Origin of the sequence: Achromobacter mucicolens, from assembly GCF_029866465.1 — a bacterium.
In the GTDB taxonomy this organism is placed as follows: Bacteria; Pseudomonadota; Gammaproteobacteria; order Burkholderiales; family Burkholderiaceae_B; genus Achromobacter; species Achromobacter mucicolens.
Genome location: NZ_CP123364.1, coordinates 4,338,028 through 4,358,428, shown reverse-complemented (window position 1 = coordinate 4,358,428; position 20,401 = coordinate 4,338,028). Strand labels below are relative to the sequence as shown.

Below are 20,401 nucleotides of genomic sequence, written 5' to 3'. Positions count from 1 at the left end.
TCCAACAAGAATGCGCAGTACAGGAGGAGACAATGCAACAACAGAAGGGGTTCGGCCAGATCGCCGAACGCGAACAGGGACTCAAGCGCCGGCTGACGTCCGGCCAGATGAGCATGATCGCCATCGGCGGGGCCATCGGAACAGGGCTGTTCCTGGGCAGCAAATTCGCCATCGGCTTTGCCGGTCCCAGCGTGCTTATCAGCTATGCCATCGGCGGCGTCATCACGCTGCTGCTCATGGCCTGCCTGGCGGAAATGACGGTCGCGCATTCCACGTCCGGCTCGTTCGGCGCTTACGCCGAGCACTACATCGGCCCGCTTGCGGGCTTTTTGGTGCGTTATGCGTACTGGTCCTGCGTGGTGCTGGCGGTGGGCACCGAGGTCACGGCGGTGGCCAAGTACATGGCCTTCTGGTTTCCCAGTGTGCCGGGATGGCAGTGGGTCTGCGTATTTTCGGCGGCGCTCATCCTCATCAATGCCCTGAGCGTCAAGGCGTTCGGCACGATCGAATACTGGTTCTCGACCATCAAGATCAGCGCTATCGTGGGTTTCATCATCCTGGGCGCCTATGTGGTCTGGGGCGATCCGCAGTACGGCACCGCGAACTACACCGCGCATGGCGGGTTTTTTCCGAACGGCGTGTGGGGCATGTGGATCGCGGTCGTGATCTCGATCTTCAGCTATCTGAGCGTCGAGATGATCGCCGTGGCGGCCGGCGAAGCCGAAGACCCGGAACGTGCGGTCAAGCAGGCGTTTCGCGCCACCATCGTCCGGCTGGTCGTGTTCTATCTGCTGACGCTGGCGCTGATCCTGGCCATCGTGCCCTGGAATGAAGCCGGCAAGGACGGCAGCCCCTTCGTGAAGGTGATGCAGGTGCTGGATATTCCGGGGGCGGCGGGCGTCATCAATTTCATCGTGCTGGTGGCTGCGCTGTCGGCCATGAACAGCCAGCTCTACATCACCACGCGCATGATGTTCAGCTTGTCGCGGGCGGGCCACGCGCCGTCGGCGATGGGCCGGCTGTCCCGCAACGGCACGCCGCTGAACGCGTTGCTGCTGTCCACTAGCGGCATCGCCATCGCCACGGTGTTGAATGTGCTGTATCCGGAAACGGCCTTCACGCTGATGATGGCCATCTCGATGTTCGGTGCGCTCTTTACCTGGATGATGATCTTTGTGACGCATTACTTCTTTCGCCGCCGCTGGGTGCGTGAGGGCGGCGCGAAGCTGTCATTCCGCATGCCGGGATTTCCGGTGCTGACGCTGCTGGGCGCGGGGGCGATGCTGGCGATTCTGGTGACCACGTACTTCACCAGCGTCTTCAAGCTGACGTTGGTGTTTGGCGTGCCGTTCCTTGTGCTGCTGGCCGCGGCGTATTATCTGCTGTTCAAGAAGCGCGGCGAAGCGGTGGCCATGAACGCGCGCCGGCAGCGTGCGTGATGCATCATTGACGGCCGCGCCCACGGGCGCGGCCGTTTGCCGCAAATACAGCCGTCAAATTGACGTCAAACCGTGGCCACCGCACGCGCTGTCTGGACGGCGTCCGGTTCCGGCGCGGGGGCGAATACCCGCAGGCGGTGGCCGTCGGGATCCAACGCCACAAAGGTGCGGCCAAAGTCCATGTCGGTAGGCGCCTGCAGGATGGGCAGGCCGCGCAGGCTCCAGTCCACATGACGCTGGTTGACCGCGTCGGCATCCGCCACGGTGAATGCCAGTTCGGACGCGCCGCCGCGCCCGGCCGCCGGGGGCGCCACGGTGTAGCGCGACCACAATCCCAGCATCAGTCCGGAATCGAGCGCAAACAGCGCGAACGTGGGCGAGGATTCGACGGGCGGGCGCTGCAGCAGCGCGCTGTAGAAGGCGGCGCTGGCCTGCGCCTTTTCCACATACAGAATGACGAAATTGGTGTCTGACATGATGCGCTCCAGGGGGGTGATGCGCTCATGATAGGCAGGGGTACTGTCAGATTTTGGCAGTAGTCGATATCAAGTCTTGCGGGCCTCGTGGTCGAGCGCGCGCCACTCCTTGAGCAGGATGTGGCGGCGCCTGGGATATCTGCCCGCAACTGTCAGCGTCGCGATGCGGTCGGTGCGGAAATGCCGGAAGTCCCCGCGCAATTCGCACCAGGCCATCACCAGCCGCACGCTGTCGAAAAAGCCCAGCGCGAACGGCCAGATGATGCGGTTGGAATCCGCTCCCTTGTCATCGCGGTACGTGATTTCCAGCTTCTGTTCGCCGCGGATCGCCTGGCGGATCAGCGACACGTCCACGCGATCCGTGACAGCCACGGCGCTGGGCGCGACCAGCAGCGGGATGGCGTCGAGCTCGTCGCGCAATTCCTGCGGCAGCACCGCGCCGATCTTGGCCAGCGCATTGCTGGCGGCCAGCCCCAGGCGCTCGTCCGAGCGGCGGGCCACCCAGCGCGTGCCCAGCACCAGCGCCTCGATCTCTTCGGTACTGAACATCAGCGGCGGCAGCATGAAGCCGGGCCGCAGCACGTAGCCCACGCCGGGTTCTCCCTCGATCTCGGCGCCCTGGCATTGCAGGGTGGCGATGTCGCGATACAGCGTGCGCAGGCTGACGCCCATTTCGGCCGCAAGCCGATGGCCGCTGACGGGCAGGCGGTGGCGGCGCAGGGTCTGGAGCAGGTCCAGGAGGCGTTCAGTGCGGGACATGGGGGCGGGCGCGGGGCGGACGGCGCAATACTGCCACGAAATGGCAGCAGGCGGGGACAGTCCGCCGCGGATCGTCCCCGACCTTCAACGCCGTTTGCCAGCCCTACCTGCGCGGCCTTAGTTGCGGACCGGCTTGCCCGACGCGACGTCCAGCACCGACCCGTCCTCCAGGCTGACGCGGTAGATCTCACGCAAGACGTTGCCGGCAAAGCCGATCTCCACGATCGAGACGTCCTTGAACGTGGTCTGGATGCCGTCGGGCAGCACGGCGTTGAACTTGTCCGATTCGGCCTTCATGGCTTCCTGCAGGCGCGCGTCGTAGGGCGTCATGCTGTAGACCAGCGTGGTGTGCGGGTTGTGCGCGCGCACTTCCTTGCCGTCCTGCACGGTGTTCACGCCGCTTACGCCCAGCGTCTTGACCAGCTCCTTGCCGGCGTCGCTCATCTTGGCGTAGACCGGGCCCGTCACGCGCGGCAGCGGGCCGTCGCGCAGGGGAGCAAGGGCGGCGGTGGCCACGGTGTTGTAGCGCATCATGTCCTCGAAGCCCTGGCCGCTCTTGACCACGCCCAGGTCCAGCCACCACGGATGGCCCGCGCCCTTGGCGGCCTCGGTGGGATAGAAGGTCTTCAGGGTCACGGGCAGCGGTCCGGGCGGCTTGGGCAGCGCCTTGAGCATGCGCGCGGGCGTCTGCGGATCGGCGTTATGGATGTGGACCACGGTCACGTGCGGCAGGTTGGGCGTGTCGGCCTCGGTCTTCAGGCCGAGCGCGATGAGGTCCTGCTTGAGGGTGCCGTTGACCTTGGCGTCCAGGATGGCGTTGACCTCGGCCGGCAGGCGGTAAACCACGCCGTAGGTGGCCTGGTGCGCGCGGAACCCGGGTTGGGCGAGGGCGCTGTTGTCGATGGGCTCGGCGTGGGCGGCGCCGGTGGTGGCGAGAAGGCCGATGGCGGCCAGATGCAATGCACGTTTGATCATGGGTGCTCCCTGTTGTTGTGGACGTGACCCGCGAGAGTCATCCGCAGTGTGGCCAACGGGGATGTACGGCGTATTGCACCAAGGCCAAGATTTCCGATGGCAACCGGCAATTGTCCGATCGGTCCGGGGGCGGCGCGCCCCTTCGCTAGCCCAGGAACATGACGCCCACGATGGCGATGCCCAGCAGCAGGTTCACGCCCACCCAGCGCCGGATGCCGGCCATCGCCCGGCCGCCCGCCGGCCAGTCGGACGCCGCCACGGCCGCGGCCAGCCGCTTGTACAGCGCGAAGCGGATATGGCCGAAGATCGCGATCATCACGATGCCGCCGCTGGCCATCAGCGTCCAGTTCCGGGGCATGAAGAACGCGCCGCCGGTCTGGGCGGCCTGGCTGGCCGACGCGCCGATCATCCAGGCGCCCGTCACCAGAATCAGAACAATGGCTCCCAGCACGGCGTTCAGAAACGGCCCCAGCACCGACGCCATGAGCGGCAACCGCACGGGAGGCTCCAGCTTGGCGGCCGCCGGCCGCAGAAAACAGTGGGCAAAGAGCATGCCGCCCACCCAAAGGATCACGGCCATGACGTGGACGAATTGCAGGACGGCGTAGAGCATGGGGATCAGCCTGTAGAAAGCGGCGCCACGGAAGGCGGCGCGTGTGGTTGGGATGATATATGGCGCGAAGCCGGCGCGCGGACTTGACCTGGATCATGGTTTTGCATTTAGAATGAGATTGATTTCTATTTGTAGTTGTGATTTTTGCAGTTGTGAGTCAGGGAGCCATCCGTGCCGAATTCCGTGCTCGCCTCGGGCGACGCCGTCAACCTGCTGTACCGCGCCCATCACGGATGGCTGCATGGCTGGCTGCGCGCCAAACTGGGCAACAGCTTCGATGCCGCCGATCTTGCGCAGGACACGTTCGTGCGCGTGTTGCGCCACCGGCACGAACTGGATGCGCTGCGTGAACCCCGCGCCTACCTGACCACCATCGCCAAGCGCCTGCTGCTGAACCACCATCGCCGCCGCTCGGTAGAGCAGGCGTACATGGAGGCGTTGGCGCTGATGCCCGAGGCGCTGGCGCCGTCCGCGGAGCAGCGTCTCATCATCCTGGAAACGCTGCAGGAGATCGAAGAAATGCTGGCCGGCCTGTCGCTGCCCGCTCGCCAGGCGTTCCTGATGGCGCAACTGGAGGGGCTGAGCCACGCCGAGATCGCCAGCCGGCTCGATGTGTCGCTACGCACCGTGCACCGCTACATCACCAAGGGGCTTGAGCAATGCATCATGGCGGTGATGTGAGCGCGCAGGCCGATCCGGCGGGCGAGCTGCCCGCCGTCGAGCGCAACGTCGCGCGCGAGGCCGCGCGCTGGCTGTTGCGCCTGAGCTCGGAACGCGCCACGGACGCCGACGTCCATGCCTGCGCCCAATGGCGCGCCAGCAAGGCCGAGCACGAACATGCCTGGGAGCGGGCGCAACGCGTGAATGCGCGCTTCGGGCTGATTCCGTCGGCGCTGGGCATGGCGGCGCTGAATCGCCCGGATCTGAAGTCCCGCCGCGCCGCCGTCAAGACGCTGGTCGCCCTGATCGTGGCGGGGCCGGCAGGCTGGGCCGCATGGCGGGCCGATCCCCTGGACTGGCGCGCGGACTACCGCAGCGCCGCGGGCGAGCGGCGCGACGTGATGCTGGCCGACGGGTCGACGCTGCACCTGAACACCTCCAGCGCCGTCGACGTGCTGTTCGACGACGCGACGCGGCTATTGCGCTTGCGCGGCGGCGAGATCGCCGTGCACGCGGTGGCCGATCCCGCCAGCCATCCGCGCCCGTTCATCGTGCGCACGCGGCTGGGCGATATCGAAGCCCAGGCCTCGCGCTTTTGCGTGCGCCAGGAGGGTGGACGCTGTCAGCTCAGCGTGCAGGAAGGGCGCGTGCGCGTCGCCAGCAGCGGGCAGCCAGGGCATTACGTCGACGTGTCGGCCGGCGAGCAGAGCCAGCTGTCGCCCGGGTCCGTGGCCGTGGCCACGCCCGCGGACCCGCACGCCAGCGACTGGCTGCGCGGCGTGCTGTACGCCAGCGCGCTGCGGCTGGATGCCTTTGCGGCCGAACTGGGCCGCTACCGCCAGGGCATCGTGCGCTGCGATCCCGACATCGCGCACCTGCGCATTTCTGGCGCCTTCCAATTGCACGACACCGATGCGGTGCTCGCTGCGCTCCCCGCGACCCTGCCCGTGCAGGTGCGTTACCGCACGCCGTATTGGGTGACGATCCTGCCGCGCGACGCCGCGGCATGAGGCCGGGCGAAGACATGACAGGCCGCTCGCGGGTCGTGTTGGCGGGCGCGATTTTCAGCGCACCGAAATTTTTTCGCACATTGTTGTCCGGTTTTGAATTCACGAGGGTCATGGTCTGTATGGGCACACAGATGCCGATACCTGTTGGATCGAAAGGACGACCATGGCTTACTACCCCGCCGGCCGCGCAAGCGGCTCCCGTTCAGCCCGAGGCGCGCAATGCCGGCTGACCCGTCTGACCGCCGCCGTGCACGCGGCGCTGGCCTTGTGCGCGGCATCCGCCGCGATGCTGCCGATGTCCGCCGCGCAGGCGCAGGGGGCCGCGGCGGCGCAGGCCGGCATGCGCGGCTACAGCATCCCGGCCGGGGCGCTGGCGGATGCGTTGCCGCGTTTTGCGGACAGCGCCGGCGTGACCGTGCTGTTCGACGCGGCGCTGGTGGGGCAACGGCGCACTGCGGGATTGCAGGGGGCCTATTCCGTGCATGAGGGGTTTTCGCGTCTGCTGGCAGGCAGCGGATTGGGCGTGCAGGAACGCAGCGCGGGCGTCTTCGTGTTGCAAGCGCTGCCGCAGGGCGGCGTGACGCAGCTTGCGCCGGTGCGGATCGACGGCGAGGCCGCCGTCGTCACGCCGGCCTGGGACACCAGCACCGACCGCCGCCGCATGGACGATCTGCAGATCCGGAACTGGACCGACCTGGGCCGGCGCGCCGAACCGGGCGTGAACTTCAATCGCACGACCAACAGCATCAACATCCGCGGTCTGGACCAGGACCGCGTGCTGACCCGCGTGGACGGCATCCGCCTGCCGTGGCTGGACGACGGCGCGCGCGGCGTGAAGGGCGGCCTGGAGGCCGTGGACTTCAACAGCCTGTCGCGCCTGGACATCGTGCGCGGCGCGGACGCGACCGGCGGCGGCTCCGGCGCCATCTCGGGCATCGCCGACCTGCACACGCTGAACCCCGCGGACTTGCTGAGCGGCGGCAAAACCTTCGGCGCGCTGGCCAAGACCGACTTCGACTCCGCGGACAACAGCTGGGGCGCCAACGCCGCGCTGGCCGGGCAGATCCACAGCAACACGTTCTGGCTGGTGCAGGCGGGTGTGCGCAACGGTCACGAGCTGGATAACCGGGGCGACGTCGGCGGCTACGGCGCCACCCGCAGCGAGCCCAGCCCCGAAGATTACGACCAGCGCAGCTTCCTGATGAAGCTGCAGCAACGGGTGGACGGCGCGCATCTGTTCGGCCTGACGGGCGAATACTTCAAGCGCAATGCCGACATCGACAACCTGTGGGAGCAAGGCCCCGGCACCAGCTACCTCATCGGCGAAAACAGCACGCGCAAGGAAACCGAACGCGAGCGGGTGTCGTTCGACTACACGTACACGGCGCCGGACTCGGGCGGCCTCATCGACACGGCCCACGCCGTCGTGTACTGGCAGCGCGTGCGCCTGGACAACTCGCTCACCGGCATCCGCGGCGTCGACGCGCGTGCTCGCATTATTCCGGGCGATCCGTTCCGCTACGGCTTTCCCAACGGGCCGTATGGCCGCAGCAACTCGATCCAGCAGACGCTCTTTGGCGCCAGCACGGAATTGACCAAGCGCATCGCGGGCGCGTCGGTGTCGCAACTGTGGTCGTTCGGCGGCGAGTGGTACGGCAACAAGACCGAGCAGAACTCCAGCGGCTATGACAATTGCCCGGTGATTCGTCCGGGCACATCCGCGCCGTTCGGTCCGCGTGCGTGCGACATGCTGCACACCAACCAGGCCGACGTGCCGCAGTCCAAGGGCGACCAGTGGGCGCTGTGGGTGCAGGACGAGTTCAGCTTTGCCGACGGGCGCTACACGCTGGCACCCGCCTTGCGCTATGACCATTACGAGCAACGGCCGCAGTCCACGGCCGGCTACGAAAGCAATCCCAACGCGGGCGCGCTGCCGCCCAGCAACAGCGGCAGCCGCTTCTCGCCCAAGCTGCTGGGCACCTGGCGGGCGGCCGAGCAGCTCAGCCTCTATGCGCAGTACGCCTACGGCTTCAAGGCGCCCAGCGCCACGCAGCTCTACACCAACTATGGCGGCCCGGGCACCTATCTGCGCGTGGGCAATCCGTACCTGAAACCGGAGACCAGCAAGGGCTGGGAGTTGGGCGCCAAGCTCGGTTCCGACGACCTGGGCGGTGCAGTATCGTTCTTTGATAATCGCTATCAGAACTTCATCGATGGCGATGTGCCGCTGAACGCCAGTTCGCCGCAGTGGCAGGCGGGCTGGGCAGGCCAGTATCCGCTGGGTGTGACGGGCAACGTCAACCGCGCCAAGGTCCGCATCTACGGCGCCGAGGCAAGCGCGCACTGGAAGTTCGCGCCGGGCTGGCGCACGTGGGGTTCGCTGGCGTGGGCAGTGGGCAAGGACGAGGGCACGGGGCAGTACCTGAATTCCGTGGCGCCGCTGAAGGCGGTGCTGGGCTTGGGGTATGGCCGCGACGTGTGGGGCGTGGACGCCATGCTGACCACGGCGATGCAGCGCAACAAGGTCGAGTACCCCGAGGCGTCGGCCGACGCGCCCAATCCCGACTTCAAGGCGCCGGGCTACGGCGTGGTCGACCTGATGGGCTACTGGCGTCCGGCCGCGGTGAAGGGCTTGCAGGTGCAGGCGGGCGTTTTCAACCTGTTCGACAAGAAGTACTGGGAGGCCATCAACGTGCCGACCGCCGGCGCCACCGCGATTCCGCGCCCGGTGGACTGGTACACGGAACCGGGACGCAGCGTGCGCGTTTCGCTGACGTATCAATATTGAGTTCGGTCCGCCGCCATTCGGCGCTGACCGGATCCGGCGGCGGTTTTCAGCAATGTGTTTTGCACTGGCCGGAGGGCCTACGATGACGACTACCGATTTCACCACCCGCGCGCAAGCACTGCGCGCTCGCAACGAGGCGCTCGCCGCCTCGCAACCCGGGCTGCGCGCCCGCAATCTGGCGCAAGCCCTGGGCGTGTCCGAGGCCGAATGGGTGGCCGCGGGCTGTGGCGGCGTGCAGGCGACGGCGCTCATTGGCACGCCGCAGGAGATCTTCCGCGAGCTGGGCACGCTGGGCGAGGTCATGGCGCTGACGCGCAACGACTGGTGTGTGCACGAGCGCCACGGCCGGTATGAGGACATCCAGGCCGACGGTCCGGTAGGCCTGGTGCTGGGGCCGGACATCGACCTGCGCGTTTTCTTTACCGCCTGGAAGTCGGCCTGGTCGGTCGAGCAGGACGGCCGCCGCAGCCTGCAGTTCTTCGACGGCGCGGGCGTGGCGGTGCACAAGGTCTACCGCACCGACGGCACGGATGCCGCCGCGTGGGACGCGCTGGTTGCGCGATTTGCGGGCCAGGCGCAGTGGCCCGTCACGGAAACCTACGCGCCGCCTTCGGACGCCGCGCAGGTCGAGGACGCCCAAGCGTGGCGCGAGGCCTGGCTGGCCATGAAGGACACGCACGAGTTCTTCCCGCTCCTGCGCAAGTTCAAGGTGTCGCGCCTGGCGGCGCTGTCGGCGGCGGGTGAAGACCTGGCGCAGCCGGTGCCGGCCGATGCCGTCGAGCGCATGCTGCAGGCCGCCTCGGAATCGGGCCTGCGCATCATGTGCTTCGTGGGCAACCGCGGCATGATCCAGATCCATTCCGGACCGGTGCAGTCGCTGCACCGCACGGGGCCGTGGTTCAACGTGCTGGATCCCAGGTTCAACCTGCACCTGGACACCACCGCGATCGCCTCGGCGTGGGTGGTCAACAAGCCCACGACGGACGGTTGGGTCACCTCGCTGGAGGTGTATGCCAGCACGGGCGACCTGATCGTGCAGTTCTTTGGCGAACGCAAGCCCGGCCAGCCGGAAATCCCGCAATGGCGCGAACTGATGGTCAGCCTGTGCAGCGCGCCGCTGGCCGCCTGAGCCCCGAGCGCATAAGGAAACGAAAGCGATGAAGAAATGGTTGGCAGTGGCGGCCTGGTTACTGGCGGCGGGCGCGCACGCGGCGCCGCCCGAACGGGTGGCGACGCGGGTGGTGACGCTGGGCGGCAGTGTGACCGAGATCGTGTATCAGCTCGGGCAGGGCGGCAAGCTGGTGGGGGACGATCTGTCCAGCCTGTACCCCGAGGCCGCGACCAAGCTGCCGCGCGTCGGCTATTACCGCGCGGTGCCGGTGGAAGGCGTGCTGGCGCTCAAGCCGGATCTGGTCCTTGCGTCCGAGCAGGCCGGCCCGCCCGATGCGCTCAAGCGTCTGGGCGACGTCGGCGTGCGCATCGTCACGGTGCCGGACGCGCCGTCTGTGGACTCGCTGAAGGCCCGCATCCGCAACATCGCCGAGGCGCTGGACGTGGCCCCGGCCGGCGACGCGCTGGTGACCGAGATCACGCGCGACCTGAAGGCGGTCGAGGCGATTCCGGCTACCGGCGCCCGCGCGATCCTGGTCATCAACCGCACGGGCACGCTGCAAGGCGCCGGGGGCGGCACGGCGGCCAACGAGGTCATGACGATGGCGGGCCTGGCCAATGTGCTCAAGGACCAGCACGGCTACAAGCCGCTCTCGGCCGAGGCCGTCAGCGCGCTGGCGCCGGAGATCATCGTGGTGACGCGGACGTCGCTGGAAGCGTCCGGCGGTGTGGATAAGCTGCTGGCGCTGCCCGGCCTGGCTTCCACGCCCGCCGCGGCGCGCAAGCGCGTGATCGTCATGGACGACCTGCTCCTCTTGGGCATGGGCCCGCGCCTGCCGCTGGCGCTGACCGAACTCAAGCGGGAGGCGGCCGGTGTCATGGGGCGCTAGCGCAAGGCGTGTCTCGGCACCGCTGGCGCTGGCCGTGCTGGGCGCCGTGCTGTTGGGGGTGGCACTGGCCGCCAGCGCCAGCGGCGCAGTGCAGATTCCGCTGCGCGACATGCCCGCGCTGCTGTTTGGCAATCCCGCGCCGGACGATGCGCTGTGGCGCAATGTCCTGATCGACATCCGGCTGCCGCGGGTGCTGTTTGCCATGGTGGCGGGCGCCGCGCTGGCCATTTCAGGCGCGGCGATGCAGGCGCTCTTTCGCAATCCGCTGGCCGAGCCCGGCCTCATCGGCATTTCGGCGGGCGGATCGCTGGGCGCGGTGGCCGCGATCGTGCTGACCGCGGGCGGCTTCTGGGTGCTGGCGCCGGCGGCCTTTGCGGGCAGTCTGCTCGCCACCTTCTGCGCGTACACGCTGGGTCGGCGCGTGCCCGGCATGGCGGGACTGCTGCTGGCGGGCATCGCCATCAACGCGGTGGCGGGCGCGATGATCGGCCTCTTCACGTTCGTGGCCAATGACGCGCAACTGCGCGACCTCACGTTCTGGACCATGGGCAGCCTGGCCGGCGCCAACTGGACGCTGCTGGCCTTTCTTGGGCCGTGGGTGCTGGCGATGTCCTGGTGGCTGATGCGCCAGTGGCGGGTGATGAACGCGTTGCTGCTGGGCGAACGTGAGGCGCAGCACCTGGGCTATGCGCTCAAGCGGGTCAGGGCGCAACTGGTGCTGGCGTGCGCGCTGATCGTGGGCCCGCTGGTGGCCGCAACCGGCGGCATCGGCTTCGTGGGCCTGGTCGTGCCGCATCTGGTGCGCATGACGCTGGGCGCCAACCACCGCTGGCTGCTGCCCGCGTGCGTGCTGGGCGGCGCGCTGGCGTTGACGCTGGCTGATTGGCTGGCGCGCGTGGCCGTCGTGCCGGCCGAGCTGCCGATCGGACTGGTGACCAGCCTGGTGGGCGGACCCTTTTTCTTGTGGCTGCTGGCGCGCGGCCGGAGGCATGGATGATGCTCGCGGCCGATGAGTTGGTGCTGACGCGCGGGGCCAGCCGCATCCTGGACAAGGTGTCGCTGGCGGTGCGGCCCGGCGAAGTGGTGGGCCTGCTGGGCGCCAACGGCGCGGGCAAGTCGACGCTGCTGGGGGCAATGTCGTCCGAACTGGCGCCCGATTCGGGCACGGTCCGGCTGGGCGATGCCGACGTGCGGCGGCTGGCGCACCGCCAGCAGGCCCGCTTGCGCGCGGTGCTGCCGCAAAAGCCCGGGCTCAGTTTCGATCTGGACGTACGCGAGGTGGTGGGGATGGGCGCCTATCCGTTTCCGGAGCTGTCGCCCGCGCAGGTGGACGCGCTGGTGGAGCAGGCGCTGGGCTGGGCCGACGTGGCGCATCTGTGCGCGCGCCGTTACCCCGAGCTGTCCGGCGGCGAGCAGCAGCGCGTGCAATTCGCCCGGGTGCTGGTGCAGTGCAAGGCGGCGCGCGGGCAGGGCGAACCGCGCTATCTGCTGCTGGACGAGCCCACCGCCAGCCTGGACCCCAAGCACCAGGGCGATCTACTGCGCGTGGCGGCGGGTCTGGCCCACGATGGCGATACGGGGGTACTGGTGATCCTGCACGACATGAATCTGGCGGCGCGCTGGTGCGACCGCCTGTTGCTGCTGTGCGGCGGCCGCGCCATTGCGGCGGGCACGCCGGCGCAGGTGCTGACCCCGCGGAACCTGTTCCTGGCCTACGGTATCGACGCCCACGTCATGCCGCATCCCTTGCAACCCGAGCGCCTGCTGGTGGTGATGGCATGACGGCGTGACGCCGCGCGCGAGGCCGGTAAAATGGCGGGCATTGCATTTTTCCGCCAATTTTCACAGGATCCCGTGTCATGCCTACTTTTGACGTCGTCTCCGAAGTCGACAAACACGAACTGGCCAACGCCGTCGACCAGGCCAACCGCGAACTGGCCACGCGCTTCGATTTCAAGGGCACGGACGCCAAGTTCGAACTCGAAGGCTTCGTCGTGACCCAGGTCGCGTCCAGCGCGTTCCAGCTCAAGCAGATGCTGGACATCCTGCGCGGCCGCCTGTCTGCGCGCGGCATCGACGTGCGCTGCCTGGATGTGGCCGACCCGCTCGAAAACCTGGGCGGCGCCCGCCAGAAGGTCACGATCAAGCAGGGCATCGAGCAGCCCGTGGCCAAGAAGCTCATCGCTGCCATCAAGAACGCCAAGCTCAAGGTCGAATCGCAGATCAACGGCGACAAGCTGCGCATCTCCGGCAAGAAGCGCGACGACCTGCAGACCGCCATCGCGCTGCTGAAAAAGACCGACGTCGACCTGCCGCTGCAGTTCGAGAACTTCCGCGACTGAGCGGCCGGTCCACGCCGATGGGCCATTCCGGCGAGCTGCTTCTTGTCGTGGAACTTGCGCGCGCGGGTGGCATGTCGGCCGCGGCGCGCGAGCTTGACGTCACGCCCGCCGCGGTCAGCAAGCGCCTCGCGCAGATCGAGGCGCGGCTGGGCGTGCGGCTGTTCAACCGCAGCACGCGGCGCCTGAGCCTTACCGCAGAGGGCGAGGTCTACCTGGAAAACGCCCGCCGCATCCTGGGTGAAATCGACGATCTGGATGCGCTCATCGCCAGCCGGCAGGCCGCGCCGCGCGGGCTGCTCAAGGTCAATGCGCCGCTCGGTTTCGGGCGCAGCTACATCGCGCCCGCCATCGCGGAATTCGCGCAGAAGTACCCCGAGGTCTCGCTGCAATTGCAGCTGACCGACCGGCCCGCCGACTTCGTGCGCGAGGCCTTCGACGTCGCCGTGCGCTTCGGCGATCTACCCGACACCAGCCTGATCGCGCGCAAGATTGCGCCCAACCGCCGCCTGGTCTGCGCGTCGCCCGGCTATCTGAAAAAGCACGGCACGCCGGCCACGCCGCACGACTTGGCGCGGCATCAGTGCATCGTGCTGCGCCAGAACGAGGCGGCCTATGGCCTGTGGCGGTTCACCCGCGGCCGGCGTAGCGAAACCGTGAAGGTGCGCGGCAATCTCAGCAGCAACGACGGCGAGGTCACGCTGACCTGGGGGCTGGCGGGCCTGGGCATCCTGCAACGCGCCGAATGGGATCTGGCCCGCTACCTGCGCAGCGGCCGGCTGGTGCAGGTGCTGGAAGACTATGCGCTGCCGCAGGCGGACATCTACGCGGTGTTCCCCGAACGCCATCACCTGTCCGCCAAGGTGCGCGTGTTTGTGGACTTTCTGGTGGCGTATTTTGGCGAAGGCTCGGAGGGTCGTTGGTGAAGGCCGGCCGCCCGAGCGCTGGTCAGGCCGTCCAAAGGTGCTGCGCCGCATAGGCGCGCCATGGCCGCCAGGCCTCGGACCGCGCCAGCAGCTGTGCGGGCGTGTAGGGCCGGGATTCCAGCTTTTCCAGCGCGCGGATCAGGCCGATGTCCGCATGCGGAAACGCATCCGGTTCGCGCAGTTGCCGTAGCGCGATGTACTGCGCCGTCCATTCCCCCACGCCGCGTATCGTGCGCAGCCGCCGCACCGCGTTTTCCAGATCGACGGCGGCGTCAAAGAGATGCGGGTCCGCGACGGCGGCTGCGGCCACCGCCGACAACGTCGCCGCGCGGCTGCGCGGCATGCCCAGCGATGCCAGCTCGGCGGCGGCCACCGTTGCGGGCTCGGGGAACACATGGGTCAGCGCACCGTCCGGTTGCGTCAGCGGCGCGCCGTGCGCCGCCACCAGCTTGCCGGCCAGCCGGATGGCCGCGGCCACCGTGATCTGTTGGCCCAGCACCGCGCGCATGGCGAGTTCAAACCCGTCCCACGCGCCCGGCACGCGCAAGCCCGGCCGCGCCTGCATCAGCCCCGTCATGACCGGATCGGCGGCAAACTGCGCGGCAATGGCCGTGGGGTCGCTGGCCAGATCAAAGACGCGGCGCAGGCGCGCAATGATCGCGGGCAGCGATTGCAGGCGGGGAAAGCGCACCGTCACGTGCAGTGCGTCGCCGGCGCCCGGCCGGACCGTGACCGTGCCCTGCGCGCCGTCCAGGCTGATGGTGCGCGCATAGGTGTCGCTGGTCACGGATTCCACCCCCGGGATGGCGCGCAGCCGCAGGAAGGCCAGCATGGCTTCCCAGTCGTAGGGCGGGCGATAACGCAGCAACAGCTTGATTTCTCCGTCCCGACCCGCGGGCACTTCCGGCTTGCCTGAACGCCGCAATTCGCCGGGTGCGCGGCCGAACAGGTCCAGGAACACCTCGTTGAAGCGGCGGATGCTGCCGAAGCCGGCGGCGAACGCGATCTCGGCCATGGGAAGTTGCGTTTCGTGGATGAGCTGCTTGGCCAGCAGCACGCGGCGCGTCTGTGCGAATGCGACGGGCGAGGCCCCCAGATGCTGGCGGAATTGGCGGCGCAACTGCCGTTCGCCGATGCCAAGGCGCTGCGCCAGCACGTCGACGCCGGCCTCGTCCAGCGCGCCCAGTTCGATGCGCTGCAGCGCGCGCGTCACGCTGGCCGGCAGTTCCTGGCCAGGGCCCAGTTCGGGCGCCGTTTCCGGACGGCACCGCAGGCACGGGTGGAAACCCGCCTCTTGCGCGGCCGCGGCGGTCGAGAAGAACGTGACGTTCTTGGACAGGGGCGTGCGCGCCGGACAGACCGGCCGGCAGTAGATGCGCGTGGTTTTCACGGCCGTGAAGAAGCGGCCGTCGTAGCGGGCGTCACGCACCTGTATGGCGCTGTAGCAGGCATCGTGGTTCAGGTTCATGAGGCGATGCTAACGCCGCCGGGCGGACAAGATCTAGCGGATTTCGGACGGGGATGTGAATGTCACACAGCTGTCCGAAAACCGCCAGCGCACGGTCTGGCGGCAGGTCTATATTGGCGGCTTGCACACCTTTGCGGAGCGGCATCATGCCGGTACACACCTTTCTGCTCGAACGCGTGTCCACGCCCATCGGCCGGATGCTCGTGCTGACGGATGCGCAGGACCACCTGCGCGCTGTGGACTGGGAAGACTACGAGTCCCGCATGCACCTGCTGTTGCAGCGCCAGTATGGCCGGGGCGCGGTGCAACTGCAGAGCGCCGCGCAGCCCTCGCAGGCTAGCCGCGCGCTGCAAGCGTATTTCGACGGCGATGTGGACGCCATCTCGGCGCTTCCGGTCGCCTTTGGCGGCACGCCGTTCCAGCAGCAGGTCTGGCGCGCGCTGCGCGGCATCGACGGCGGCTGCACCATCAGCTACGGCACGCTTGCGGCGCGGATCGCGCGGCCCACGGCGGTGCGCGCGGTCGGGCTGGCCAATGGCGCCAATCCGGTGGGCATCGTGATTCCGTGCCACCGCGTGATCGGTGCCAACGCCGCGCTGACCGGGTACGGCGGCGGCCTGGCCCGCAAGCGCTGGCTGCTGGCGCACGAGGCCGGCTGGCGCAGCGCGCAACCGTCGGCCGCGGCCGCGTGGGCACTTTCAACTTCAGGTTGAAAATGTTGTGAATCTGGGCGCGTGCGCCACGCGCCGCGCTCGGTAAAGTGCCAGCAGCATTCACCCCGCACGGAGCGCTGGCACCATGAAGACCTATCGCATTGCAACCATCCCCGGCGACGGCATCGGCAAGGAAGTGATTCCCGCCGGGCAGCGCGTCATGCAGGAACTGGCGGCCCAGGGCGGGCTGCGTTTCGAGTTCCAGGATTTCGACTGGGGCGGGGACTATTACCGCAAGCATGGCGTCATGATGCCGGCCGACGGGCTGGACGCGCTGCGCGACAAGGACGCGATCCTGTTCGGTTCGGCGGGCGACCCGGACATCGCCGATCACATCACGCTGTGGGGCCTGCGCCTGAAGATCTGCCAGGGCTTTGATCAGTACGCGAACGTGCGTCCCACGCGCATCCTGCCGGGCATCGACGCGCCGCTCAAGCGCTGCACGCCCGAACAGCTGAACTGGGTGATCGTGCGCGAGAACTCCGAAGGCGAATACTCCGGCGTGGGCGGCCGCGTGCATCAGGGCCATCCCATCGAGGCCGCGACCGACGTATCGATCATGACGCGCGCCGGCGTCGAGCGCATCCTGCGCTTTGCGTTCAAGCTGGCGCAGTCGCGGCCGCGCAAGCTGTTGACCGTCGTCACCAAGTCCAATGCGCAGCGCCATGCCATGGTGATGTGGGACGAGATCGCCGTGCAGGTCAGCCGCGAGTTTCCGGACGTGACCTGGGACAAGGAGCTGGTCGATGCGGCCACCGCGCGCATGGTCAACCGACCTGCGTCGCTGGACACCATCGTTGCCACCAACCTGCACGCCGACATCCTGAGCGACCTGGCGGCGGCGCTGGCCGGCAGCCTGGGCATCGCGCCCACCGGCAACATCGATCCCGAACGCCGCTATCCGTCCATGTTCGAACCCATCCACGGCTCGGCCTTCGACATCATGGGCAAGGGCCTGGCCAATCCGGTCGGAACCTTCTGGTCGGTGGTGATGCTGCTGGAGCACCTGGGCGAAACCGAAGCGGCTGCACGGCTGATGCAGGCCATCGAAAGCGTCACCGCCGATCCCGCGCTGCACACCGGCGACCTGGGCGGCCGCGCGACGACCGAGCAGGTGACCAAGGCGGTCTGCAAAAAGCTGTCCGAATCGGCACAGGCCAAGGCGGCGTAGCGGGATTCCGGGTGCAGGTACGAGGACATCAGATCCGACGCCCGCACCGGGCAACACAACAACAAGCGAAGCTCATTCGTAGTCAGGAGACAACTCATGCAAAAGAAAGCGATGACGGCGCGCGCCTTGGCGTTCGCCTGCCTGATCGGCGTTTCATTCGCGGGCGGCGCGCAGGCGCAGTCCTATCCGACGCGCCCGGTGAACCTCGTCGTGCCGTTTCCGGCCGGCGGCACGACGGATGTGCTGGCGCGCGCACTGGGGCAGGAGCTAGCCAAAAGTCTGGGTCAGCCGGTGGTGGTGGAGAACAAGCCGGGGGCGGGGTCGACGCTGGGCGCCGACTACGTGGCCAAGGCCGCGCCGGACGGCTACACGCTGCTGATGGGCGCGGTGCATCACACCATCGCCACCAGCGTGTACAAGAACCTGAACTACGACTTCCAGAAGGACTTCGCACCGGTCACCACCGTGGCGCTCGTGCCGAATGTGCTGGTCGTCAATCCCAAACTGCCGGCCAAGGACGTGGCTTCGCTGCTGAAGCTGGCGCAGGCCTCGCCCGGCAAGCTGACCTACGGGTCCAACGGCATGGGCACGGGCCAGCACCTGATCGGCGCGCAATTCGAGCGCGCGGGCAACGTGCAGCTGTTGCATGTGCCGTACAAGGGCAGCGGGCCGCTGACGACCGACCTGCTGGGCGGACAGATCGACATGTCGTTCGACACCATCACCCCGGTACTTGCGCACATCCAGAGCGGCAAGCTGCGCGCGCTGGCCGTGACCACCAACCAGCGTTCGGCCGCCCTGCCGGACGTGCCGACAATGGAAGAGGCGGGCTTGAAGCCGTTCAACATGGGCACGTGGTTCGGCGTGCTGGCGCCCGCGGCGGCGCCCAAGGACGTGGTAGACCGGCTCAATGCCGAGATGGTGAAGATCATCCATTCGCCGGACTTCACGCGGCGCATGGCCGAGATCGGCGCGGTGCCGATCGGCGACACGCCCGCCGAAATGAAGGCGCGCATCGGCGCCGACACCACCAATTACGCGAAGCTGGTCAAGGAAGCCAAGGTCGCGATCAATTAAGCGGCAGGGGGGCCGCGACGGCTGTCGCGGCCCCCGTTACGCCCGGATCCATCCGCGCGCAATCGGCAGGGCCAGCACCTTGCGGTACACCACCTGCGCCACGCCCGTCAGCGGTTCGCCCGCGCGTTGCCACACCGGCACCGTGATGGCCGCCGCCAGGGGCGCCAGCAGCATCCCGCCCACGATATCCAGCGGGAAATGCACACCGAGATACACGCGCGACGTCCCCACCAGCAAGGCGCCCGCCAACGCGAGCCAGCCCCATCCCGCCCAGCGCCGGTCCAGGATCAGCGCGAAGGCGAAGGCGGCGATGATGATCGTGTGATTGCTGGGGAACGACGATGTGGGCTTGTGGGCGAAGAAGACGTGGCCCAGGCCGATCACGAAGGGACGCGGATGCGGCCATAGCGCGCCGCACACGTAGCTGAGCCCCAGGGCCACGGCGACGCTGGCCAGCGCCTTGAGCATCAGGCTGCGCTGGGCTTGTCTGCCCCACAGCCACACGGCGGCCATGACGCCCGGAACCAGCAGGATGAGCTTGTTTGCCAAAAACATAGCGGCGTGGATCCGCCACGCGGGCGTGGCGGGGTCGGCATTGATCGAAAGAAAAAGGGACTGATTGAGGCTTTCCAGGAAGTCCATGACACGTCATCGCGGCGTAATAATTCGGTTGCCGCGATGGTAATGACCGTACCCGTCAGATCCCTTGCAAAGCGCTTCGATGCGGCCGTTTTTACTTCTGGATGCGATTGCCTTGCGCGTCGATGACGGGCTCGCCGCTTTCCTTGGCGAACGCGCCTTGTTGCGGGGACGGAAGAATGTCCAACACCCCTTCGCACGGCCGGCACAGCTTGGCGCCCAGCGGCGTCGACACGAAGGGGCGGTTCAAAAGAATGGGATGCTGTTCGATCGCATCGAGCAGCGCGTCATCCGACAGCGACGTGTCGTCCAGACCCAGTTCCGCATACGGCGTGCCCTTTTCGCGCAGCGCATCGCGCACGCTGATGCCAGCCTGCTTGAACAGCGCCTTGAGCGTGTCGCGCGAAGGCGGCGTTTCCAGGTACAGCACGACCTGCGGCTCGATGCCTGCGTTGCGGATCAGGCCCAGCGTGTTGCGCGAGGTGCCGCACTTGGGGTTGTGGTAGATGGTGACGTCGGACATGAGAGCTCCTGTTCGGGTGTTGCGTAATGCCAATGCGCGATGCCAATGCGTGATGCAAATGCGCACTGGCAGACCCGGAGCATAGTCCATCCGCGGCGCCAAACGATGAGCGCCGCGACGCCCCTCAAACCGATAGATGCCGCCGCACGTCCTCGCCGTCGATCGTGTCGCGCCCGCCGCGGGCCACCACCTCGCCGCGCGACAGCACCACGAACTGGTCGGCCAATTCGCGCGCGAAGTCGAAATACTGTTCGCACAGCAGGATCGCGATGTCGCCGCGCTGGCGCAGCATGTGGATAACGCGCGCGATGTCCTTGATGATGGATGGCTGGATGCCTTCCGTGGGCTCGTCCAGGATGATGAGCTTGGGCTCGGCCACCAGCGCCCGCGCGATGGCCAGCTGCTGCTGTTGCCCGCCCGACAGGTCGCCGCCCCGCCGCGACAGCATGCTTTTCAGCACGGGAAACAGCTCGAAGATTTCTTCCTTGATGCGGCGGGCCCGGGCCGCGGGCTTGGTCGCCATGCCCATCAGGATGTTCTCTTCCACCGTCAGCCGCGCAAAGATGTCGCGGCCCTGCGGCACATACGCCATGCCGCGCGCGGCGCGCTGGTGCGGCGCCAGGCGGGTAATGTCGGCGCCGTCGAACGTGATGCCGCCGCGCGCCACGGGCAGCACGCCCATCACGCACTTGAGCAGTGTCGTCTTGCCCACGCCATTGCGGCCCAGCAGCGCCAGGCATTCGCCTTGGCGCACCGCCAGCGACACGCCGCGCAGGGTGTGGCTGCCGCCGTAGTATTGGTCGATCGTGCTTACGTCCAGCATTT

At 67.8% G+C, this 20,401-nt stretch carries 21 protein-coding genes; 13 read left to right on the top strand and 8 right to left on the bottom strand.

Features of this window, described 5'->3' with window-relative positions; genetic code table 11:
• Positions 1 to 32: 32 nt before the first annotated feature.
• A complete protein-coding gene (locus tag QEP15_RS19990; RefSeq protein WP_108696615.1) occupies positions 33 to 1,439 on the top strand; it encodes an amino acid permease in 1,407 nt (468 codons plus the stop codon).
• 65 nt (positions 1,440 to 1,504) lie between these two features.
• On the opposite strand, the gene QEP15_RS19985 is transcribed toward QEP15_RS19990, so the two are convergent.
• The 4 genes from QEP15_RS19985 to QEP15_RS19970 form a co-directional block, all read right to left on the bottom strand.
• Positions 1,505 to 1,915, bottom strand: coding sequence for a VOC family protein (locus tag QEP15_RS19985; protein ID WP_280147919.1), 411 nt, complete (start codon positions 1,913 to 1,915; stop codon positions 1,505 to 1,507).
• Positions 1,916 to 1,984: 69 nt separating this feature from the next.
• Positions 1,985 to 2,674, bottom strand: a complete 690-nt coding sequence (locus tag QEP15_RS19980; RefSeq protein ID WP_152382362.1) for a helix-turn-helix transcriptional regulator — start codon at positions 2,672 to 2,674, stop codon at positions 1,985 to 1,987.
• Positions 2,675 to 2,791: 117 nt separating this feature from the next.
• Positions 2,792 to 3,649 (bottom strand): hypothetical protein, encoded by an 858-nt coding sequence (locus QEP15_RS19975; RefSeq protein WP_152382361.1) that lies wholly within the window; start codon positions 3,647 to 3,649, stop codon positions 2,792 to 2,794.
• Between the two features lie 145 nt (positions 3,650 to 3,794).
• A complete protein-coding gene (locus QEP15_RS19970) occupies positions 3,795 to 4,262 on the bottom strand; it encodes a CopD family protein (RefSeq protein WP_056326403.1) in 468 nt (155 codons plus the stop codon).
• Positions 4,263 to 4,433: 171 nt separating this feature from the next.
• Here QEP15_RS19970 and QEP15_RS19965 point away from each other — a divergent pair, with 171 nt between their 5' ends.
• The 9 genes from QEP15_RS19965 (at position 4,434) to QEP15_RS19925 (ending at position 13,985) form a co-directional block, all read left to right on the top strand.
• The gene (locus tag QEP15_RS19965) at positions 4,434 to 4,943 is read left to right on the top strand and encodes a sigma-70 family RNA polymerase sigma factor (RefSeq protein ID WP_062838694.1); all 510 of its coding nucleotides are present in this window, start codon (positions 4,434 to 4,436) and stop codon (positions 4,941 to 4,943) included.
• On the top strand, positions 4,922 to 5,932 hold the full coding sequence (locus QEP15_RS19960; protein ID WP_279990792.1) for a FecR domain-containing protein: 1,011 nt from the start codon (positions 4,922 to 4,924) through the stop codon (positions 5,930 to 5,932). The genes QEP15_RS19965 and QEP15_RS19960 overlap by 22 nt, the downstream gene beginning before the upstream one ends.
• Before the next feature lie 163 nt (positions 5,933 to 6,095).
• Complete coding sequence (locus QEP15_RS19955) at positions 6,096 to 8,720, top strand: TonB-dependent receptor (RefSeq protein WP_425285964.1); 2,625 nt, start codon at positions 6,096 to 6,098, stop codon at positions 8,718 to 8,720.
• Positions 8,721 to 8,802: 82 nt separating this feature from the next.
• Complete coding sequence (locus QEP15_RS19950) at positions 8,803 to 9,849, top strand: hemin-degrading factor (protein ID WP_152382358.1); 1,047 nt, start codon at positions 8,803 to 8,805, stop codon at positions 9,847 to 9,849.
• 28 nt (positions 9,850 to 9,877) lie between these two features.
• Entirely contained in the window at positions 9,878 to 10,720 is an 843-nt protein-coding gene (locus QEP15_RS19945; protein ID WP_253854997.1) for a heme/hemin ABC transporter substrate-binding protein, read from the top strand.
• Between the two features lie 49 nt (positions 10,721 to 10,769).
• The gene (locus QEP15_RS19940) at positions 10,770 to 11,717 is read left to right on the top strand and encodes a FecCD family ABC transporter permease (RefSeq protein ID WP_175155317.1); all 948 of its coding nucleotides are present in this window, start codon (positions 10,770 to 10,772) and stop codon (positions 11,715 to 11,717) included.
• Positions 11,714 to 12,502, top strand: coding sequence for a heme ABC transporter ATP-binding protein (locus QEP15_RS19935; RefSeq protein ID WP_152382356.1), 789 nt, complete (start codon positions 11,714 to 11,716; stop codon positions 12,500 to 12,502). Before QEP15_RS19940 ends, QEP15_RS19935 begins: the two co-directional genes overlap by 4 nt.
• Before the next feature lie 77 nt (positions 12,503 to 12,579).
• Positions 12,580 to 13,062 carry a YajQ family cyclic di-GMP-binding protein gene (locus tag QEP15_RS19930; protein WP_056326426.1) on the top strand — a complete coding sequence of 161 codons (483 nt, stop codon included), beginning with the start codon at positions 12,580 to 12,582 and terminating at the stop codon, positions 13,060 to 13,062.
• A gap of 17 nt (positions 13,063 to 13,079) precedes the next feature.
• Positions 13,080 to 13,985, top strand: coding sequence for a LysR family transcriptional regulator (locus QEP15_RS19925; RefSeq protein ID WP_056326428.1), 906 nt, complete (start codon positions 13,080 to 13,082; stop codon positions 13,983 to 13,985).
• A 22-nt stretch (positions 13,986 to 14,007) separates the two neighbouring features.
• On the opposite strand, the gene QEP15_RS19920 is transcribed toward QEP15_RS19925, so the two are convergent.
• On the bottom strand, positions 14,008 to 15,453 hold the full coding sequence (locus tag QEP15_RS19920; protein WP_280147918.1) for an AlkA N-terminal domain-containing protein: 1,446 nt from the start codon (positions 15,451 to 15,453) through the stop codon (positions 14,008 to 14,010).
• Positions 15,454 to 15,599: 146 nt separating this feature from the next.
• Between QEP15_RS19920 and ogt the strand changes: the two genes are divergently transcribed.
• The 3 genes from ogt (at position 15,600) to QEP15_RS19905 (ending at position 18,414) form a co-directional block, all read left to right on the top strand.
• Entirely contained in the window at positions 15,600 to 16,166 is a 567-nt protein-coding gene (ogt, locus tag QEP15_RS19915) for a methylated-DNA--[protein]-cysteine S-methyltransferase (protein ID WP_280147917.1), read from the top strand.
• 85 nt (positions 16,167 to 16,251) lie between these two features.
• Positions 16,252 to 17,337, top strand: a complete 1,086-nt coding sequence (locus QEP15_RS19910; RefSeq protein WP_152382353.1) for a tartrate dehydrogenase — start codon at positions 16,252 to 16,254, stop codon at positions 17,335 to 17,337.
• A 96-nt stretch (positions 17,338 to 17,433) separates the two neighbouring features.
• Positions 17,434 to 18,414: a Bug family tripartite tricarboxylate transporter substrate binding protein gene (locus QEP15_RS19905; RefSeq protein ID WP_056326439.1), complete on the top strand. Its 981-nt coding sequence runs from the start codon at positions 17,434 to 17,436 to the stop codon at positions 18,412 to 18,414.
• 36 nt (positions 18,415 to 18,450) lie between these two features.
• Here QEP15_RS19905 and QEP15_RS19900 read toward each other — a convergent pair whose 3' ends face one another.
• From QEP15_RS19900 to urtE, 3 genes are all read right to left on the bottom strand, one after another.
• Positions 18,451 to 18,969, bottom strand: a complete 519-nt coding sequence (locus QEP15_RS19900; protein ID WP_280147916.1) for an undecaprenyl-diphosphatase — start codon at positions 18,967 to 18,969, stop codon at positions 18,451 to 18,453.
• 178 nt (positions 18,970 to 19,147) lie between these two features.
• Positions 19,148 to 19,576, bottom strand: a complete 429-nt coding sequence (gene arsC, locus QEP15_RS19895; protein WP_063952080.1) for an arsenate reductase (glutaredoxin) — start codon at positions 19,574 to 19,576, stop codon at positions 19,148 to 19,150.
• Between the two features lie 124 nt (positions 19,577 to 19,700).
• Complete coding sequence (urtE, locus tag QEP15_RS19890; protein ID WP_152382350.1) at positions 19,701 to 20,399, bottom strand: urea ABC transporter ATP-binding subunit UrtE; 699 nt, start codon at positions 20,397 to 20,399, stop codon at positions 19,701 to 19,703.
• Positions 20,400 to 20,401 lie beyond the last annotated feature (2 nt).

Excerpts from the sequence above, each read along its gene's own strand:
- QEP15_RS19905 (WP_056326439.1), top strand. The coding sequence starts at position 17,434 with ATGCAAAAGAAAGCGATGACGGCGCGCGCCTTGGCGTTCGCCTGCCTG.
- arsC (WP_063952080.1), bottom strand. The coding sequence starts at position 19,576 with ATGTCCGACGTCACCATCTACCACAACCCCAAGTGCGGCACCTCGCGC.
- urtE (WP_152382350.1), bottom strand. The coding sequence starts at position 20,399 with ATGCTGGACGTAAGCACGATCGACCAATACTACGGCGGCAGCCACACC.
- QEP15_RS19955 (WP_425285964.1), top strand. The coding sequence starts at position 6,096 with ATGGCTTACTACCCCGCCGGCCGCGCAAGCGGCTCCCGTTCAGCCCGA.
- QEP15_RS19935 (WP_152382356.1), top strand. The coding sequence starts at position 11,714 with ATGATGCTCGCGGCCGATGAGTTGGTGCTGACGCGCGGGGCCAGCCGC.
- ogt (WP_280147917.1), top strand. The coding sequence starts at position 15,600 with ATGCCGGTACACACCTTTCTGCTCGAACGCGTGTCCACGCCCATCGGC.
- QEP15_RS19930 (WP_056326426.1), top strand. The coding sequence starts at position 12,580 with ATGCCTACTTTTGACGTCGTCTCCGAAGTCGACAAACACGAACTGGCC.
- QEP15_RS19990 (WP_108696615.1), top strand. The coding sequence starts at position 33 with ATGCAACAACAGAAGGGGTTCGGCCAGATCGCCGAACGCGAACAGGGA.
- QEP15_RS19980 (WP_152382362.1), bottom strand. The coding sequence starts at position 2,674 with ATGTCCCGCACTGAACGCCTCCTGGACCTGCTCCAGACCCTGCGCCGC.
- QEP15_RS19950 (WP_152382358.1), top strand. The coding sequence starts at position 8,803 with ATGACGACTACCGATTTCACCACCCGCGCGCAAGCACTGCGCGCTCGC.
- QEP15_RS19970 (WP_056326403.1), bottom strand. The coding sequence starts at position 4,262 with ATGCTCTACGCCGTCCTGCAATTCGTCCACGTCATGGCCGTGATCCTT.
- QEP15_RS19910 (WP_152382353.1), top strand. The coding sequence starts at position 16,252 with ATGAAGACCTATCGCATTGCAACCATCCCCGGCGACGGCATCGGCAAG.
- QEP15_RS19960 (WP_279990792.1), top strand. The coding sequence starts at position 4,922 with ATGCATCATGGCGGTGATGTGAGCGCGCAGGCCGATCCGGCGGGCGAG.
- QEP15_RS19945 (WP_253854997.1), top strand. The coding sequence starts at position 9,878 with ATGAAGAAATGGTTGGCAGTGGCGGCCTGGTTACTGGCGGCGGGCGCG.
- QEP15_RS19975 (WP_152382361.1), bottom strand. The coding sequence starts at position 3,649 with ATGATCAAACGTGCATTGCATCTGGCCGCCATCGGCCTTCTCGCCACC.
- QEP15_RS19925 (WP_056326428.1), top strand. The coding sequence starts at position 13,080 with ATGGGCCATTCCGGCGAGCTGCTTCTTGTCGTGGAACTTGCGCGCGCG.
- QEP15_RS19985 (WP_280147919.1), bottom strand. The coding sequence starts at position 1,915 with ATGTCAGACACCAATTTCGTCATTCTGTATGTGGAAAAGGCGCAGGCC.
- QEP15_RS19900 (WP_280147916.1), bottom strand. The coding sequence starts at position 18,969 with ATGTTTTTGGCAAACAAGCTCATCCTGCTGGTTCCGGGCGTCATGGCC.
- QEP15_RS19920 (WP_280147918.1), bottom strand. The coding sequence starts at position 15,453 with ATGAACCTGAACCACGATGCCTGCTACAGCGCCATACAGGTGCGTGAC.